Source organism: Soonwooa buanensis (assembly GCF_900167905.1).
Classification (GTDB): Bacteria; Bacteroidota; Bacteroidia; order Flavobacteriales; family Weeksellaceae; genus Soonwooa; species Soonwooa buanensis.
In genome coordinates this window covers 167,066-183,543 of record NZ_FUYZ01000005.1, presented here as the reverse complement: position 1 = coordinate 183,543, position 16,478 = coordinate 167,066, and the positions used below count along the sequence as shown (strand labels likewise).

At 34.4% G+C, this 16,478-nt stretch carries 19 protein-coding genes and 1 tRNA gene; 11 read left to right on the top strand and 9 right to left on the bottom strand.

What is annotated here, in order from left to right; translation table 11 throughout:
• The first annotated feature begins 127 nt into the window (after positions 1 to 127).
• Both B5X62_RS08945 and B5X62_RS08940 read left to right on the top strand, forming a co-directional pair.
• Positions 128 to 1,900: an AMP-dependent synthetase/ligase gene (locus B5X62_RS08945; protein ID WP_079667089.1), complete on the top strand. Its 1,773-nt coding sequence runs from the start codon at positions 128 to 130 to the stop codon at positions 1,898 to 1,900.
• 90 nt (positions 1,901 to 1,990) lie between these two features.
• The gene (locus B5X62_RS08940) at positions 1,991 to 3,751 is read left to right on the top strand and encodes an AMP-dependent synthetase/ligase (RefSeq protein ID WP_079667088.1); all 1,761 of its coding nucleotides are present in this window, start codon (positions 1,991 to 1,993) and stop codon (positions 3,749 to 3,751) included.
• Positions 3,752 to 3,805: 54 nt separating this feature from the next.
• Here the strand turns inward: B5X62_RS08940 and B5X62_RS08935 are convergent, their stop codons facing one another.
• Positions 3,806 to 4,708, bottom strand: a complete 903-nt coding sequence (locus B5X62_RS08935; protein ID WP_079667087.1) for a T9SS type A sorting domain-containing protein — start codon at positions 4,706 to 4,708, stop codon at positions 3,806 to 3,808.
• A 326-nt stretch (positions 4,709 to 5,034) separates the two neighbouring features.
• The gene (locus B5X62_RS08930) at positions 5,035 to 5,529 is read right to left on the bottom strand and encodes a DinB family protein (protein WP_079667086.1); all 495 of its coding nucleotides are present in this window, start codon (positions 5,527 to 5,529) and stop codon (positions 5,035 to 5,037) included.
• A gap of 219 nt (positions 5,530 to 5,748) precedes the next feature.
• Between B5X62_RS08930 and B5X62_RS08925 the strand changes: the two genes are divergently transcribed.
• Complete coding sequence (locus tag B5X62_RS08925) at positions 5,749 to 6,291, top strand: HdeD family acid-resistance protein (RefSeq protein ID WP_079667085.1); 543 nt, start codon at positions 5,749 to 5,751, stop codon at positions 6,289 to 6,291.
• Between the two features lie 51 nt (positions 6,292 to 6,342).
• Here the strand turns inward: B5X62_RS08925 and tpx are convergent, their stop codons facing one another.
• Together tpx and B5X62_RS08915 are read right to left on the bottom strand one after the other, a co-directional pair.
• The gene (tpx, locus tag B5X62_RS08920; protein ID WP_079667084.1) at positions 6,343 to 6,906 is read right to left on the bottom strand and encodes a thiol peroxidase; all 564 of its coding nucleotides are present in this window, start codon (positions 6,904 to 6,906) and stop codon (positions 6,343 to 6,345) included.
• 252 nt (positions 6,907 to 7,158) lie between these two features.
• Positions 7,159 to 7,776, bottom strand: a complete 618-nt coding sequence (locus tag B5X62_RS08915; protein WP_079667083.1) for a hypothetical protein — start codon at positions 7,774 to 7,776, stop codon at positions 7,159 to 7,161.
• Positions 7,777 to 7,915: 139 nt separating this feature from the next.
• Between B5X62_RS08915 and B5X62_RS08910 the strand changes: the two genes are divergently transcribed.
• Positions 7,916 to 8,410, top strand: coding sequence for an RNA polymerase sigma factor (locus B5X62_RS08910; protein WP_079667082.1), 495 nt, complete (start codon positions 7,916 to 7,918; stop codon positions 8,408 to 8,410).
• 11 nt (positions 8,411 to 8,421) lie between these two features.
• Positions 8,422 to 9,015 carry a hypothetical protein gene (locus B5X62_RS08905; RefSeq protein ID WP_079667081.1) on the top strand — a complete coding sequence of 198 codons (594 nt, stop codon included), beginning with the start codon at positions 8,422 to 8,424 and terminating at the stop codon, positions 9,013 to 9,015.
• 49 nt (positions 9,016 to 9,064) lie between these two features.
• On the opposite strand, the gene B5X62_RS08900 is transcribed toward B5X62_RS08905, so the two are convergent.
• A complete protein-coding gene (locus B5X62_RS08900) occupies positions 9,065 to 9,769 on the bottom strand; it encodes an ABC transporter ATP-binding protein (RefSeq protein ID WP_079667080.1) in 705 nt (234 codons plus the stop codon).
• Between the two features lie 104 nt (positions 9,770 to 9,873).
• Between B5X62_RS08900 and ruvX the strand changes: the two genes are divergently transcribed.
• The 4 genes from ruvX to B5X62_RS08880 all read left to right on the top strand — a co-directional run bounded on the left by ruvX (position 9,874) and on the right by B5X62_RS08880 (position 12,308).
• Positions 9,874 to 10,284, top strand: a complete 411-nt coding sequence (ruvX, locus tag B5X62_RS08895) for a Holliday junction resolvase RuvX (RefSeq protein ID WP_079667079.1) — start codon at positions 9,874 to 9,876, stop codon at positions 10,282 to 10,284.
• Positions 10,281 to 10,853, top strand: coding sequence for a peptide deformylase (gene def, locus B5X62_RS08890; protein ID WP_079667078.1), 573 nt, complete (start codon positions 10,281 to 10,283; stop codon positions 10,851 to 10,853). The genes ruvX and def overlap by 4 nt, the downstream gene beginning before the upstream one ends.
• 48 nt (positions 10,854 to 10,901) lie before the next feature.
• Entirely contained in the window at positions 10,902 to 11,444 is a 543-nt protein-coding gene (locus B5X62_RS08885) for a DUF5606 family protein (protein WP_079667077.1), read from the top strand.
• A 129-nt stretch (positions 11,445 to 11,573) separates the two neighbouring features.
• Entirely contained in the window at positions 11,574 to 12,308 is a 735-nt protein-coding gene (locus B5X62_RS08880; protein ID WP_079667076.1) for an ABC transporter substrate-binding protein, read from the top strand.
• Positions 12,309 to 12,325: 17 nt separating this feature from the next.
• On the opposite strand, the gene B5X62_RS08875 is transcribed toward B5X62_RS08880, so the two are convergent.
• The 4 genes from B5X62_RS08875 to B5X62_RS08860 form a co-directional block, all read right to left on the bottom strand.
• Positions 12,326 to 13,063, bottom strand: a complete 738-nt coding sequence (locus B5X62_RS08875) for a hypothetical protein (protein ID WP_079667075.1) — start codon at positions 13,061 to 13,063, stop codon at positions 12,326 to 12,328.
• Positions 13,064 to 13,211: 148 nt separating this feature from the next.
• Positions 13,212 to 13,541 (bottom strand): hypothetical protein, encoded by a 330-nt coding sequence (locus B5X62_RS15525; protein ID WP_079667074.1) that lies wholly within the window; start codon positions 13,539 to 13,541, stop codon positions 13,212 to 13,214.
• 16 nt (positions 13,542 to 13,557) lie between these two features.
• Entirely contained in the window at positions 13,558 to 14,007 is a 450-nt protein-coding gene (locus tag B5X62_RS08865; protein ID WP_079667073.1) for a GAF domain-containing protein, read from the bottom strand.
• Between the two features lie 11 nt (positions 14,008 to 14,018).
• Positions 14,019 to 15,446: a nicotinate-nucleotide adenylyltransferase gene (locus B5X62_RS08860; RefSeq protein ID WP_079667072.1), complete on the bottom strand. Its 1,428-nt coding sequence runs from the start codon at positions 15,444 to 15,446 to the stop codon at positions 14,019 to 14,021.
• A 45-nt stretch (positions 15,447 to 15,491) separates the two neighbouring features.
• Between B5X62_RS08860 and B5X62_RS08855 the strand changes: the two genes are divergently transcribed.
• Together B5X62_RS08855 and B5X62_RS08850 are read left to right on the top strand one after the other, a co-directional pair.
• Positions 15,492 to 16,256, top strand: coding sequence for an MBL fold metallo-hydrolase (locus tag B5X62_RS08855; RefSeq protein WP_079667071.1), 765 nt, complete (start codon positions 15,492 to 15,494; stop codon positions 16,254 to 16,256).
• 106 nt (positions 16,257 to 16,362) lie between these two features.
• A tRNA-Leu gene (locus B5X62_RS08850) sits at positions 16,363 to 16,442 on the top strand.
• Positions 16,443 to 16,478 lie beyond the last annotated feature (36 nt).

Below are 16,478 nucleotides of genomic sequence, written 5' to 3'. Positions count from 1 at the left end.
TTTTACGAAAATTATAACGATATGTATCGAATAAAATACATTTTTGCCATTTGACTAAAAAAAACTATATTTACGAAAACCTACTTTTTATTAAATTTAATTTAAAAATTATCAAATATTTAACGATATGTCTGTTAAAAGAACGTTTGATTTTGCTCATAAGGCTCTAAATCAATATCCTAAAAATGATGCTTTGGTCACGAAAAAGAATGGGGAATGGAAAAAAACGTCCACCTTAGAGTTTATTAACCAAGCAAACAAAATTTCTCGAGGACTGTTAAAACTAGGGATAAAACCTGGTGACAAAATCGGATTAATCACAAGCAACAACCGTACAGAATGGAGCATTATGGATTTGGGAATTTCTCAAATCGGCGCTATTTCGGTGCCTGTATATCCAACCATTTCGGAGGAAGATTATGTGTATATTTTTAATAATGCCGAAATAAAATATTGCTTCGTATCAGATGTTGACTTATACAAAAAAATGCAGGTTGTAAAGCCTGAGGTGTCATCTTTGGCTGGTGTTTTTTGTTTTGATGATGTAGACGGCGCTCCTAATTGGAAAGAAATATTAGATCTTGGAGAAGATGATGCGACACAGCAAGAAGTTGAAGATCTATCCAAAGGCATACAAGAAGATGACGTGGTGACATTAATCTACACTTCTGGTACAACAGGACGTCCCAAAGGCGTGATGCTAACACACAAAAACATCGTGTCAAATGTTTTGGGAAGCGATTCTCGAATCCCAAGAGACAAAAGCATTAACTATAAAGACCTTCGTGCATTAAGTTTTTTACCGATTTGTCATATTTTTGAAAGAATGGTATATTATATTTTCGTTAATAATGGTATATCGATTTACTATGCCGAGAGCATCGAAAAAATTGGTGAAAATGTCAAAGAAGCCAAGCCTCACTACATGACAGTTGTTCCACGTTTGGTAGAAAAAGTTTACGATTCTATTTATAATAAAGGAACTTCAGCTGGTGGTATTAAATCTAAAATCTTCCTTTGGTCAATTTCGATTGCCGAAAAATACAATCTACAAGCGCCAAAATCTTTTGCGCATATTATTGCTGACAAACTGGTTTTCAAAAAATGGAGAGAAGGCTTGGGCGGAAATTTAATAACATTAGTTTCTGGCTCGGCAGCCTTATCTTCAAGATTAAACAGAATGTTCCAAGCTGCGGGAATCCCAGTTTTGGAAGGTTATGGCTTAACAGAAACTTCACCCGTAATTTCGGTTAACAGTTTCGAAAAAATGAGATTAGGCTCTGTAGGCGTTCCACTAAGTAATGTTGATGTTAAAATAGCTGCTGATGGCGAGATCACAGTTAAAGGACCTTCTATTTTTGGTGGTTATTACAAGGACGACGAAAAAACGCAGGAAGCTTTCACAGAGGATGGTTATTTCAAAACGGGCGATATTGGACACATTGACGACGATGGCTTCTTATTTATCACCGATAGAAAAAAAGAAATGTTCAAAACTTCTGGAGGAAAATTCATTGCTCCTCAAGTTATCGAGAATCATGCTAAAGCTTCAAAATTTATTGAGCAAATCATGGTTGTTGGTGAAGGTGAAAAAATGCCAACCGCTTTGGTACAACCAGATTTTAATTTCGCACAAAATTGGGCTAAAATTAAAAACCTCAACATTGGTACAACACCAGAAGAAATGGCAAAAAGCCCAGAACTAAAGGAAAGAATCATGCAAGAGATGGAAACGCTTAATAAAAAATTAGGCAAGTGGGAGCAGATTAAAAAGATTGAACTCACACCAAAAGTATGGTCAATAGATGACGGACTACTAACACCAACTCTTAAACTTAAACGTAAAGCCATCAAAGAAGCTTTCATCGATTTATATGAAAAGTTGTACGACAGAAAATAATTAACATAAAAAGCTATCCATTGGATAGCTTTATTTTTTTGAAAAAACTCATAATTGTTATATTTGCATTCAATCTTTGTTACAAACAACATGACATTAACTCGAATTTTCGATATTCCTTATATTACACTAGAAAAATTTCCAAAAAAAGACTACATCAATGACAAAATTGGTGGAAGTTGGAGAAATCTTTCAACTGAAGACTTCATTGCAAAAAGCAATCAATTTTCTAGAGGTTTAATAAAATTAGGTTTAAAAAAAGGTGACAAAATAGGACTTATCACCACAACCAACAGAACCGAATGGTGCATTATCGACCAAGCAGCTTTGCAACTCGGCATTATCACGGTTCCTATCTATCCATCGATTTCGCAGGCCGATTGCGTCTATAATCTTGGCGATTCGGATTCGTTATTTTGCTTTGTATCGGATGAAAAGTTATTTAATAAAATTAATGAAATCCGTGATCAACTTCCTTTGATAAAGGAGATCTATACTTTTGATAAAGTTAATGCTGCTAAACATTGGGAAGATATTTTAGAACTTGGGAAAGATGACAGCCTTCAAGCTGAAGTTGACGATATTAAAAAGGAAATTTATCCAGACGACTTAGTGTCGATTATCTACACTTCTGGGACGACAGGAAAACCAAAAGGCGTGATGTTAACACACAACAATATCGTCCAAGACATCATTGGTTGCGAAGACAGAATCCCGCGCAGACAAGGCAACGACAGTCGTGCATTGAGTTTTTTACCGATGTGTCACGTCTTCGAAAGGATGATTTTCTACCTTTTTACTTACAATGGTTTTGCTATTTATTTCGCTGAAAGCACAGACAAGCTTAGTGAAAATCTTCAAGAAGTAAAACCGCATTATATGACGGTTGTTCCGCGTGTTATCGAGAAAGTTTATGATTCAATTTATAAAAAAGGAACCGAAGCTGGCGGCATCAAAAAAAGTATTTTCTTATGGTCACTCAAAATTGCCGAAAATTATAAACTTGGTGCACCAAAAAGTTTCTTCCACAAGATTGCTGACAAATTAGTTTTCTCGAAATGGAGAGCTGGTATTGGAGGTAATATTTTAACTTTAGTATCTGGTTCTGCGCCACTTTCTACACGTCTTAATATTATGTTTCAGGCAGCTGGCATTCCGATTCAGGAAGGTTATGGTTTGACAGAAACTTCGCCTGTAATTTCGGTTAACAGTTTCGAATTTATGAAAATGGGTTCCATCGGAAAACCTCTTTTTAATGTTAACGTTAAAATAGCGGAAGATGGCGAAATCACGGTTAAAGGACCAACTGTAACCCAAGGTTATTACAAGAATCCAGAATTAACTAAAGATGCTTTTGATAATGAAGGCTACTTCAAAACAGGTGATATTGGACATTTGGATAAAGATGGATTCCTTTTTATTACCGATAGAAAAAAAGAAATGTTCAAAACGTCGGGCGGTAAATATGTTGCACCACAAGTCATCGAAAATCTTGCGAAGGCTTCTTTATTTATTGAACAAATTATGGTTGTTGGCGAAGGTGAAAAAATGCCAACAGCACTTATACAACCCGATTTCGATTATGCTAAAAAATGGGCGAAAGACAACAATGTCAACATTGGGACAACGCCTGAAGAGATTGCAAAAAGTCCAGAACTAAAAGCTGCCATCGAAAAAGAAATGGAGAACATTAACAAGAATCTTGGTCATTGGGAACAAATCAAAAAAATAGAATTAACACCCGAGATTTGGTCTGAGGAAAACGGAATGTTGACACCAACTTTGAAGTTAAAACGTAAAGTGATTAAAGAACATTTTATGGATCTTTACAACAAACTTTATGATAGATAAAAGAAAAGCCAGTTGATGACAACTGGCTTTTTTTATTTAAAGGGAAAAAATATTTTAGTTCTTGATAAACTTTTCTGTCGATTTTTGTCCGTTATCAAAAGTCACAACCAGCGTGTAAGTTCCTTTTGCTAAAGTTTCAACATTAACTTCTGATTTTGTTGATGTTAAAACCAACTTTCCATCCAAAGAATAAACTTCTGTCGATTTAACATTTTTAGCATTAATACTAAGTGTTTTAGAAGTTGGATTTGGATAGACTTTTATAGCAGATTTAGTAATGTCGTTAGCTGACAAAGCATCTTTACCGTACAATTCGAAAGCCATACCTGTAATCCCCATAGAAGGCCCTTTAAGGTCGGTCCAAGTCGTATAACTATTCATCATAATATCATCAGGATCCACCATTTTTGCTTGTTCTAGCTTAGGTGTGGTCGTTGTTGATGCCGCCCAATAGAAAAACTTTTCGCTAAAAAAATTCTCTTCGCTTTTTACAGTTGGGAACACACTTATCCAATATTTTGTATTTGGTTGAAAAACAAAACTATTATCAGTCGTATCAAACTCAACCGAAATATTAGTAGCATCATTTCCAGCCTGCGTTACGGTCACACCTCCTTGAGAAGCTAATTTGCTAAATTTGTAAACTACGCCAGTTTCATTTTTTCCTGGAATGGCAGATGGCTTGCCAGATTGATCTTGAAAAATTAAAATGTTCCAAGAAATAAGATTTCCTGCATCTAAAAAGCCAGCATCAGTTTTTGCGAAAACCTTTACTTTTTCAATCTTAACTGCCTTTGCTAGTTCGAAATCGTCTGCAATAAAAATACTTTTTTGTGTCGTATCATTAAGAGATGGCGAATTAAAGGAATTAAGTTGGTCTTTTTGCGGCTGAGAGAAAACAGACTGCTGCGCAAAACTTAGTTGTGAAGCGCATAAAAGGAATAATAATTTTTTCATACTTTTAAATTTTACTCAAAAATAAAATTCCTTTCTCGGCAACACAAACAATCATTAACAACAATCGTCATTTTAATTAAATTTATACACTTTTTAACAATTTAATTTCAATAATATCAACCTGATAGAAATTTAACATTTCTATCATCAATAAATAAAGAAAAACTAAATATGATTTTAAAAACAAAAAAACTCGCACCAAAATTTTAATCTTTCAATCAAAATCTGTTACGAGTTTTAAATATTTAATAATTACTACTCTCAATTGAGTTACTTCAACATCTATTTGAAATGATGCTAATATTTCATCCTAAAACTTGGACAAATTAATATTCTGTATCCGCAGATGGTCCGTAGCTTGGTGGCAATGGAATATCATTTAATCGATAATAGACGCCTAGCTGCGCTCTGTGATGCGTCGCTTGATTCAACGCATGTCGGATAGCGCCATACTTTGTCCATTCCATCATCGTTTCGCCATTATTTTTTATAGCCCAATTTGGTTCTAGTTGATCTTCGGTCGCCGCTTCTAGACTCGCAATTCCCGCATTGTAATCGTCTTCTAACTTCTGCTGAAGTTCGGCTTTTGTTGAAATCTTAACTGGTTGATAATCGCCTTTCCCAAAGTCTAACTCTGATGTGTTCAGAATAAATTTTGGCCAAGCAAAAACCTCAGCAATATGTGACGCTAACGGCATTAATTTCATACTTTTCTCGTGCGGTGCGTAATCATTTTTATCCTCAGGAAAACGATCAAAAAATGCTTTAGTTGTTTCGTATTCGTTTTTTAATTCTTCTTTAAGTTGTGATAATGTATCCATTTTTTTGTGATTTTTGAATTATAAAATTACTGTCTTTAATTTCAAAAATATGTTAATGCTTTATTAAATAAAAGATAAAACTAAAGCTTCTCGATTTCATTTAATAAAAGTTTAAAAAAACGACAAAATTTTAAATCTAACGTATCGCATAATAAATATCATGAAAGTCGGGTAAGGTATATATTTTGCAAGTCTATTGGTATTCAAAAAATTATTACAATGAGTCAAAACTACACAAATCCGTACAAATACTGGTATCTTCCGTTAATTACAGGGATTATCTTTATCATTAGTGGAATATATATTTTCCGTACACCGCTTGCTTCTTATTTAACATTATCGATGATATTTGCAGCTATCTTTTTTGTTACAGGTATCATGGAAGTTGTTAACGCTTTTAGCAACAGACATTATCCCAATTGGGGATGGTCGTTAGCTGGAGGTATTGTTGATTTAATTTTAGGGATTATGCTAATCTCCTCACCTGCTTTGAGTGCGACAATATTGCCGTTATATGTCGGGATTACGATTTTGTTTCGTTCGATTATGGGGATTGGATCCTCTTTAGCATTAAAAAAAGTTGGGATTAAATCTTGGGGAACCGTGATGATTTTTAGTATTTTGGGATTATTATTCGCTATACTAATGATTGTAAATCCTGTATTTGGAGGTTTAACAATTGTGTACTACACCGCTATTTCATTTATTATGATTGGTGTTTTCCAAATCATGCTTGCTTTTGGTTTGAAAAAACTGAAATAAATACAATCTTTTTTAAACAAAAAACAGTCTCAAAATTTTGAGACTGTTTTTTTATTTTTTAATCGCTGCTAAAGCTTTATCATAGTGAGGTTCTTGGCTAATGTCTGCGACTTGCTCTTCGTAGACGATTTTGCCTTGTGGATCAATAACAACCACCGCGCGACTTAACAAGCCTCGTGATGCGCCATCTATCATTTCGACGCCGTAACGTTTTCCAAAATCTGTTCTAAAATCTGACAACATCACAACATTTTTGATACCTTCTGCACCACAAAAACGCTTTTGCGCAAAGGGTAAATCTTTAGAAATACATAACACCGAGGTATTGGGAAGATCCGCAGCCATCTCATTAAACTTTCTTACCGACAGCGAGCAAACGCCTGTATCAACACTCGGAAAAATATTTAGGATTAAATATTTTCCTTTGTAACTCTCAAGACTTTTGCTTTCCATTTTGTCATCTGTCAATTCAAAATTAGGAGCTGCAGTACCAACATTAGGAAGTTTTGCAAAAGTTTTTATTTCTTTACCGCGCATTAATACTGTCGATTGTTGAGCGTTTGAAAATCCAACAACCAGCAACAATCCGAAACTTAATATTTTTAAAACTTTCATTATTTTTTAAATTTAAATCAAATTTAAAACAAAAAAAACTTCCTTTCGGAAGCTACAGAGTCTATTTAAAAATTTTAACGAAATTTGCTAATATACATTTAAAATAATCTTTGCTATATTTTGTAGCTCTTTTAAGCCAATTTTTCACCTCGTATTCTTGATTTAGTCCACCAAATCTTCAAATCCGAAGTGAAAAATTCATCTCAAAATAGCAGTCAAAATTTAACAATAAAATTTAAACAGACTCTTAATTTATTTTAATGAAGAGGTATTAATCTCGCTCATCACAGCTTTTAGTTGATCGAGCGTGTAACCTTCGCCTTCTATTTTTACTGCATAACGGTCTTTAACAAGATACTGAATTTCGGATTCCATAATTTCTCCATTTTTCTTCTCAGAAATGCTTGCACGTACATTATTAAAATTGGTCGTTTTTTCATAACCTTCAGCATCTGTTTTTTCTGACTCTGCTTTTAGCCCCATCATCAACATAGCAAGCATGCCGCTACCAGCTTCGCCTGCGCCGTCCACAATGCTAATTTCAACATACTTATCGGCGTTGTCGCTATACTTTGCATCTGCCGAAGCCAATCCTATCATAGAGCTATCTCCTACTCTTATTTCGGTTCTTGCTAAGCCTAGTGCGGTTGTTGGCAGAATAGACTTTAGCTCATCATTAGTTGCTGGAGCTGTTGTTTTCAACTCTTCCATTTTTTTCTCGATATCATCCATAGATGCGGATAAGTTGTTGAGCGTTTTTGCACCGTTGACAACGTCACCTACCGAAGTGGAAGTTTTCGCGTTAGCATCTTCATTTTTTTTACAAGCAACTAAGCTGACTACAGCCAATGCTAAAAGTGTTCTTTTCATAATTTTATCTTTGATGTGATACAAATCTAATATTTTAAAACTAAATTATCAATTATCAAATTTGAGCCTCGAAAAAATAATATTATTTTTTTGTAACATTTTAAAGAATCAGTCACTAACCTTGTGAGAACTAAAATAAATGACAACTCTAGAATCTGAGTTTTTACTAAAAATCGAAAAGCATAAAGGCATCATTTTCAAAATTTCGAAAATGTATATGGACAATCGGGAGGATCAGGAAGATCTTTTCCAGGAGATTACATTTCAGGTTTGGAAGGCTTTTTCGAGTTTTAAAGGCGAAAGCGAATTTTCGACTTGGCTCTATCGTGTAGCGCTTAACACTGCTATTGTATTTTTAAAATCAGAGAAAAGAAGAAGTTTTATCGACAATGTAGAAGTCTCAAATTTTAAAATTGAACAAGAAGATTACAACCACGAAAAAGAAGAGAAATTACAAAAAATGTACGAAGCCATCCAACAACTTAATCCCATTGACAAAGCTTTTATCTTCTATTATCTCGAAGATTTTTCGGGAAAAGATATTGCGCAACAAATGGGAATTTCTGAAGGCAACGTCCGTGTAAAAATGAATCGTGCAAAAAATAAATTAAAAGACATTTTATCTAATCCATAAATTACAACAAAATGAATATAGATGAACTAAAAAATATTTGGGATAATGACGAAGGCCAAAACACGCCTGAAGTCAGCCTAGAACAAAGAAAAAGCCTCAATCTACCTTTAGAAAAAATCCGTCGCAATATGCGTTGGGAGTTTTGGTCAACCGTTATACTTTTAGCCTTTGTTTTGGTTGCAATTTGGGGAATCCAGATGCCATTTAGATTCCGATTGTATCTAGAAATTTTGGTAGCAGCAATGACTGTGGTTACCTTCTTTTTCTATGCTAAATTTTTCAAACTTTACAAAGAAATCAGCAATCCCGAATTAGAAACTTTAACATCGTTAAAAGACTTGTTAACTCAATTTAATCTTAATAAGCAATACTATTTATCGTTCTACATTAGCTTTGTGCCATTTTTGGTTGGCGAAATGATTATCGTTATCGAATCTATTCCAAAATCTAGAGATTTGCCCGACCTAGCATTAGCAATTTATTTTGTCGGATCTATCTTGGCTGGACTACTATTTTTATGGCTTTTAGGAAAATTCTGGTTTCAATATTATTACGGAAAATATATTGACAAAGTCGAAAAACTTGTTGAAGAATTACAAGCTTAATTATTAAATACGAAGCGCGATGTCCAAGGACATCGCGCTTCTTTCACTCTTATTGTTTAGCTTCTGTATAACTTTGGAAAGCCTGTTCGAGACTTTCGTATTTCCCTTTGAATTCTGAGATTGGAGAATCTTGAATGATATTTCCTTTATGAATCAAAATCACACGTGAGCAAAGTGCTTCCACTTCTTGCATGATGTGCGTTGACAAAATCACCGTTTTTTCTTTCCCAATTTCTTTAATCACATTTCGGATTTCGACAATTTGGTTAGGATCTAGACCATTGGTTGGTTCATCCAAAATCAATAAATCTGGTTGATGAAGAATCGCTTGTGCAAGGCCAACACGCTGTTTATAACCTTTAGAAAGTTGACTTATTTTTTTTGATTTCTCAGGTGTTATCCCAACCAATTCGATAACCTCGTCTACTCTATTTTTTTTGATTCCGTGGATATTCGCCACAAACTGAAGATATTCTTTAACGAACATTTCTTGATAAAGAGGATTATTTTCTGGGAGAAAACCAATCTTCTTTTTGCTTTCGATATCGTGCGTTGTGATGTCTTTTTGATCCAATAAAATTTGACCTTCATCAATCTTCAAAGCACCAACAATAGATTTCATTAGCGTTGATTTTCCTGCACCATTTGGACCTAGAAGTCCGATAATTTCGTTTTTATTAATTGAAATATTAACATCATTAAGCGCCACTTGGTCACCAAATTTCTTCGTCAGATTTATAATATCTAAAGCCATTATTTACAAATATCTAGGGCAAAAATACTAAATCTTAAACATTAAATCATTTCTCTTTTAAAACAATTTTCAAAGCCTAAAATTTTTCGTAAATTTGCAAACCTATGGGACAAATCCTCGCAATTGACTACGGAAAAGTAAGAACAGGACTTGCAGCAACCGACGATGCTAAGATTATCGCAAGCGCATTGACGACCGTTGAAACGCCAAAGTTGATCGATTTCCTAAAGGATTATTTCAGCAAGAATAATGTAGAAGCAGTTGTTGTTGGCTTACCAACCGACCTCAAAGGACAACTTTCTGAAATAGAAACGGACATTCAGCAGTTTTTAAAAGTTTTTGAAACTGAATTTCCTGATAAAAAAGTACATCGTTTGGATGAACGTTTTACTTCCAAAATGGCTTCATTTTTTATAAGTCAAAGCGGAAAAAATAAAAAACAAAGACAAGAAAAAGGTCTTATTGACCGCGTAAGTGCAACCATAATTTTGCAAAATTTTTTAGATCAACAATGATTTTACCAATACGCGCCTTTGGCGATTCAATATTAAGAAAAGTGGCTCACGATATCGACAAAGATTATCCTGAGTTACAGACTTTGATAGACAATATGTTCGAAACCATGAATGGTGCTAACGGCATTGGCCTTGCTGCGCCACAAATCGGCTTGGACATTAGACTTTTTATCGTGGACATCACGCCACTTGCGGACGACGAAGATTACGAAGATATTGCGGAAGAACTTAAGACTTTCAAAAAAGTATTTATCAATGCGCAAATCCTTGAAGAAAGCGGTGAAGAATGGAAATTCAACGAAGGTTGTCTATCGATTCCAGAAGTTAGAGAAGATGTAAAACGCAAAGAAACTATCAAAATTGAATATTTTGATGAAAATTTTGTGAAACATATCGATACTTTTTCGGATATTCGTGCGCGCGTTATTCAACATGAGTACGACCACATCGATGGCATACTTTTCACGGATCACCTAAGCGCACTAAAAAAGAAATTGGTAAAAGGAAAACTACAAAAAATCGCTAACGGCGATGTAGGCGTTAACTACAAAATGCGCTTCCCGAAATAATTTAAAATAAATAAGAAAAAAAATAAACAACGACTAAACATTGAAACAATGCAGTTAGAAAAAATAATTTCAATCTCAGGAAAACCAGGACTTTTCAAATTAGTTTCTCAATTAAGAAACGGATTTATTGTTGAAGATATCACAACTAAAAAGAAAGTTAGCATCTCAAACTCTAGCCAAGTTAGCTTACTAGATAATATCGCGATGTTCACTTTTGATAAAGAAGTTCCGTTATTTGAAGTATTTGAAAATATTGCTAAAAAATACGATTTCAAACAAACGATTAACCACAAGTCAAAAAGTGACGAGCTTAAGACTTTTATGGAAGAATCGCTTCCTAACTACGATACAGAAAGAGTATACGAGTCTGATATCAAAAAATTAGCGCAATGGTATAACCTTTTGCAAAAAGCGGGTTACATTACACCAGAAAGCTTTGTAAAAGTGGAGGAAGTTGTAGAAGAAGCGCCAGTAGCTGAGGAAAAACCAGCTAAAAAAACGACTAAAAAAGCAGCTGAAAAAACTGAAGATGCTGAAGAAAAGCCAGCTAAAAAACCAGCAGCTAAAAAGACTACTAAAAAAGAAGATTAATTATAAATCGTCAATTCGGGTAAAATTCGTTGAGAGTTTTATGTAAAGAATTGTCACAATTTTAATTAAAACAATAAAAACTCCATCAAAAAGTTTATTTTTGATGGAGTTTCTTTTTAATATTGAGTTATGAAAATTGTGTCCTTGGTGCCGTCGTTGACAGAGATTTTGTTTGATTTTGGATTGACTTCTGAAGAAGTTGTTGGCAGAACCAAATTCTGTATTCATCCCAAAAACAAAGTCCAAGATGTTGCGATAATTGGCGGAACCAAAAACATTAATATTGAAAAGATAAAATCTCTAAATCCCGACATTATCCTCGCCAACAAAGAGGAAAACGTTAAAGAGCAAGTCGAAGAATTGATGCAAACGCACAAAGTGATTGTCACACACGTCGAAACTTTGGAAGACAATTATTATTTGCTAAAAAACCTCGGAAATTTATTTAACAAAAAAGAAATTGCTCAACATTTTAATCTTAAAATTCAGGAGCAATTTAATTTTGACAAACCAAAAGTCAAACTAAAAGTCGCTTATCTTATTTGGAAAGATCCTTATATGAGCATTGGTCGAGACACTTTTATTCATCATATTTTACAAGACATCGGTTTCGAAAATTTCTTTGCCAATCAAAAACGTTACCCGAGTTTTGAACTAACAGATTTAGCGGAAGCAGATGTTATTTTTCTGTCTTCAGAACCTTATCCTTTTAAAGAAAAACACGTCGAAGAACTTCAGAAAATTTATCCCAACAAAATCATTAAAATCGTAGACGGCGAAGCTTTTTCTTGGTACGGCACCCGAATTGCGCACATCGGAGATTATTACCAAAACTTGGTTTCGGAGATTTTAAAAAGTAAGTAGAGAGGATTTAAATCAAACTACTTTTTATACTCCAAGTAAATTCCGTCCCACATTTTTGCAATTTCTTTTGATAGTTTTTCAAACGATTTGTTTTCGGATTCTATTCTCAGATTATCTACATCTTGATTTTCTTTCCAAATATTAGATTTTTTTTCTACTTCATCCGTTGCTTCTGCCAAACCGTATAAATACTCTGTCTGCACATCAAACAAAGCTGCAGAAGAAGTCGTTCTCACTTTTACTTCCTTGTTTTTAAGATAGCCCAAAGCAAAAACATTTTGAGGTCCAAAATTCTTTGCATCCACCGAAAACTCTGTATCAAAAGTATAGACCAACAACATTTGCGCTTTCATTTTTGCAGCAGCCAAACGCAAATCTTTTATCGTTCTATAGTTATAAGGTAGCAACAATCTGTTGAATGGCGAAATCTGTTTGATGCCTTGCAATTTTCCAATCTCTTGAATTTGCTTTTCCTCGTTTGCATCTCGTGTCAATATCATCGTAAAATTTCCATTATTGGCTTGATTTTCATTTTGAGAATAACGATAATTAGAATATCTCGGTGCTTGGATTCTTGCAACGGCGATCGTTACGGGAAATTCTGCGGTTGGTTTGTTAGACAAAACTTTAGAAATATCTTCATCCGCCAATTCCGAAATTTTGACATCGCCGCCTGGCGTCACATATTTGGTCGAGCAAGAACTTAAAACAAGTAATAAAAAAACTGGTAAAAAGAGTTGAGATTTTAGTTTCATAATAAATAATTTGAGTATTGTGATTTTGTTAATAATACAACGGAAAAATAGTTTTACAAGTATTTGGTAAATAAATATTTTTTGAACAATTCCCAAAACAAAAGGCTAACTTTTTCAGTTAGCCTTTTTATTTTTTTGTAAGATTAAATCAATGAAAACTTAGTACAGATTTCATTTCTTCGATAATGTTGTCATTGTTGAGATATTCTGCTTCGCCAAAGTTGAGTTTAAAATCAAATTCCTTCGAAAGATTTTCCAGAATCTGAGGCGAAGATTTTATTTCACCTTCAAACCAATTAGACCAAGCGAATAAGATTTCTTCTTGATCTTTTTTAAACTGATAAAAATCGAAATCAACGCCTTTATCAAAAGCCAAATGACTGTATTCACAAACTAACTTCCAAGAACTTTTTTGCAAATATTCTATAATTGCATAAAACTTAGAAGTCTCGATATTGATGGCAATTTGTAAATCCATCCCTCAAAAATATTGATTAAATAATCTCGGCAACTTTCTCACAAATCCACTGCAAAACCTCTTCATCAGCCTTTGTGAAAGGATCAATCTTGTGACTGTCGATGTCGATTTGGCCAATGTTTTTTCCGTTTTTAAAAATCGGAACAACAATTTCGGATTTTGTATCAATCGAACATGACAGATAATTGTCTTGTGTATGCACATCTGGGACCACGAAAGTCTCTCCAGAAACGGCAACTTGCCCACAAATCCCTTTCCCAAACGGAATCACCGTATGATCAGTTTCTGCACCAACATAAGGTCCTAAAATCAATTCTTCTTTTTCACCATTTCTAAAATAGAAACCTGTCCAATTGTAATATTCAACCTCTTGATCAAGAAGTTGACAGATTTTTAATAATTTAGAATTTGTATCTGTATCTGGCGCGTCTAGAATTAGGCTTGCACGTTTTTTTAATTCGTTCATTTTCAATAATATTAATCGATAAGACTTACCTCTTTGTAACCAAACATTCCTCGGTCTTTAATGATTTCGGCAACACCTTTTGGCAACTGCTCTTCCCAGCCGCATTCGTGACAATTGATTTTTTTGAGAACGTCTCTCGAATAGATTTCTAAAAACTGAGGATTGTAATCTTTGATGTCAACAATTCTCTTATTTAGTTTAAAATATTTGTAAAGTTCTTTTAGATTTGACTGGACTTTTAAATTCTCAGAAGTAAGCAAATCGCCTGTTGTAGCATCTTTGTACGGATAAAGATACACACGCATATCTTTTTTGAAAAATTTACCAAAAGCTTCCAAAATTCCGCCTGATAAGTTTTTGTAATACTCTTCATCAAAAACATCCAAAAGGTTGTTAACGCCCATCGCTACACCAATATTCTGATTGGTATAGGCTGAGAAATAATCCACCATTCTGTAATATTCTGAAAAGTTAGAAATCATAATCGTATAACCTAACTTAGCCAAAACATCCACCCTATCAAGGAAATCTCTTTCGTCAATATCGCCGTCTGCACGTAGATTTGCGATGGTAATTTCGAAAAGGACTTGCGTATCTTCATTGGTACAACCAACGTCTTTTAGGAACATATCGAGTCCATTGACAAACATATCGATGTTCACTTTTGTAACTGGTCTAAAGCTTCCTCTAACTGCGAAAATATTTTTCTTGTACAGAATATCTGCTGGCAGCATATTGTTACCTTCAGAATTAAAAATAACCGCATCAGTCATGCCTTTTTTCACCAATTGCAAACTCATCAATCGATTATCAACATATTCGAAACATGGTCCACTAAAGTCAATCATATCGATCTCCACGCGGTCTGTCGACAATTCGTCATAAAGCGAATCGATCAATCTTCTCGGATTGTCAGCATAATAAAATGCACCGTATATCAAGTTAACGCCCAAAGCACCCAAAGTCTCTTGTTGCAAAGTCGCATCATTGTCATTAAATTTGACATGGATAACGATTTCGTTATAGTCTTCATTTTCTGACAATTGATAACGAATACCCACCCAACCATGACCTTTCATGGTTTTATCAAAATTGATGGTTGTTACAGTGTTAGCATAGGAAAAGAATTTTTTCCCTGGATTATTGTCTCGAGAAATACGCTCTTCCACCAAGCCTACTTCATAGCGAAGCATCTTGCGAAGACGATTTTGGGTTACGTAGCGGTTTTTAGTTTCTTTTCCATAAATAGCATCACTAAAGTCTTTATCGTAAGCCGACATGGCTTTTGCGATTGTTTGTGATGCCGCCCCAGCACGGAAAAAATATCTTACTGTCTCTTGTCCCGCTCCAATTTCCGCAAAAGTTCCGTAAATTGAACTATCTAAATTAATTGCTAAAGCTTTTTGTTTTGGTGTTAATTTTTGATGAATAACAGACATGTAGAATTTTTTGTAAATTTACCAAAATAAATCCAAATCTAACGAATGCGGCTTAAATTTTTAGGCACCGGAACTTCCCAAGGAATCCCTATTATAGGCAGTCATCATCCTGTCTGTTTATCGACAAATCCTAAGGATAAACGCCTTCGCGCGTCAGTTATTATCACACTTGATAATGACAAGAAAATCCTTATCGATTGCGGTCCAGATTTTCGCCAACAGATGCTTGCTAATCACGAAGAACAAGTGGACGCCGTACTTATAACGCATGAACATAATGACCATGTTATCGGATTGGACGATCTACGCCCTCTCATTTTTAAAAATAAAATGGAAATGCCACTCTATTGTCAAGAGCGCGTTGGTAAAGAAATTAAATTCCGATTTCCGTATGCTTTTGCAGAAGAAAAGTATCCAGGTTCGCCATCATTTACTATCGAAAGAGCGACTGAGCATTTCGAAGTTTTCGGAGAAGCGATTACAAGTATTGATGTGATGCATTCTGCGTTACCTATTTTAGGTTACAAACTTCGAAATATGGCTTATGTAACAGATGCTAGTCACATTTCTGATATCGAAAAAGAAAAGCTTAAAAATCTTGATTTTTTCATTATTAACTGTCTTCGTAAGGAACAACCGCATCATTCGCATTTTATCTTACCAGAAGTTTTAGAATTAGTGAAAGAATTAAAACCAAAAATGACATATTTGACACATATTTCTCATCTTTTAGGATTTCATGATGATTTGGTAGCCGAACTTCCTTCACATATCCAACCTGCTTATGATGGTTTGGAAATAGAATTTTAAATTTTTGAAATTGATTTTCAAACAAATAGAATCTCCAGATTAAAAAAACACGGAAAACATTTTTAGTAAAACGAAATATTTGTATATTTGCACACCTCAATACAACGCTCGGATGGCGGAATTGGTAGACGCGCACGACTCAAACTCGTGTTCCTAGGAGTGTGGGTTCGATTCCCACTCCGAGTACTAAAAGCAAGCATTTTAAATGTTTGCTTTTTTTTG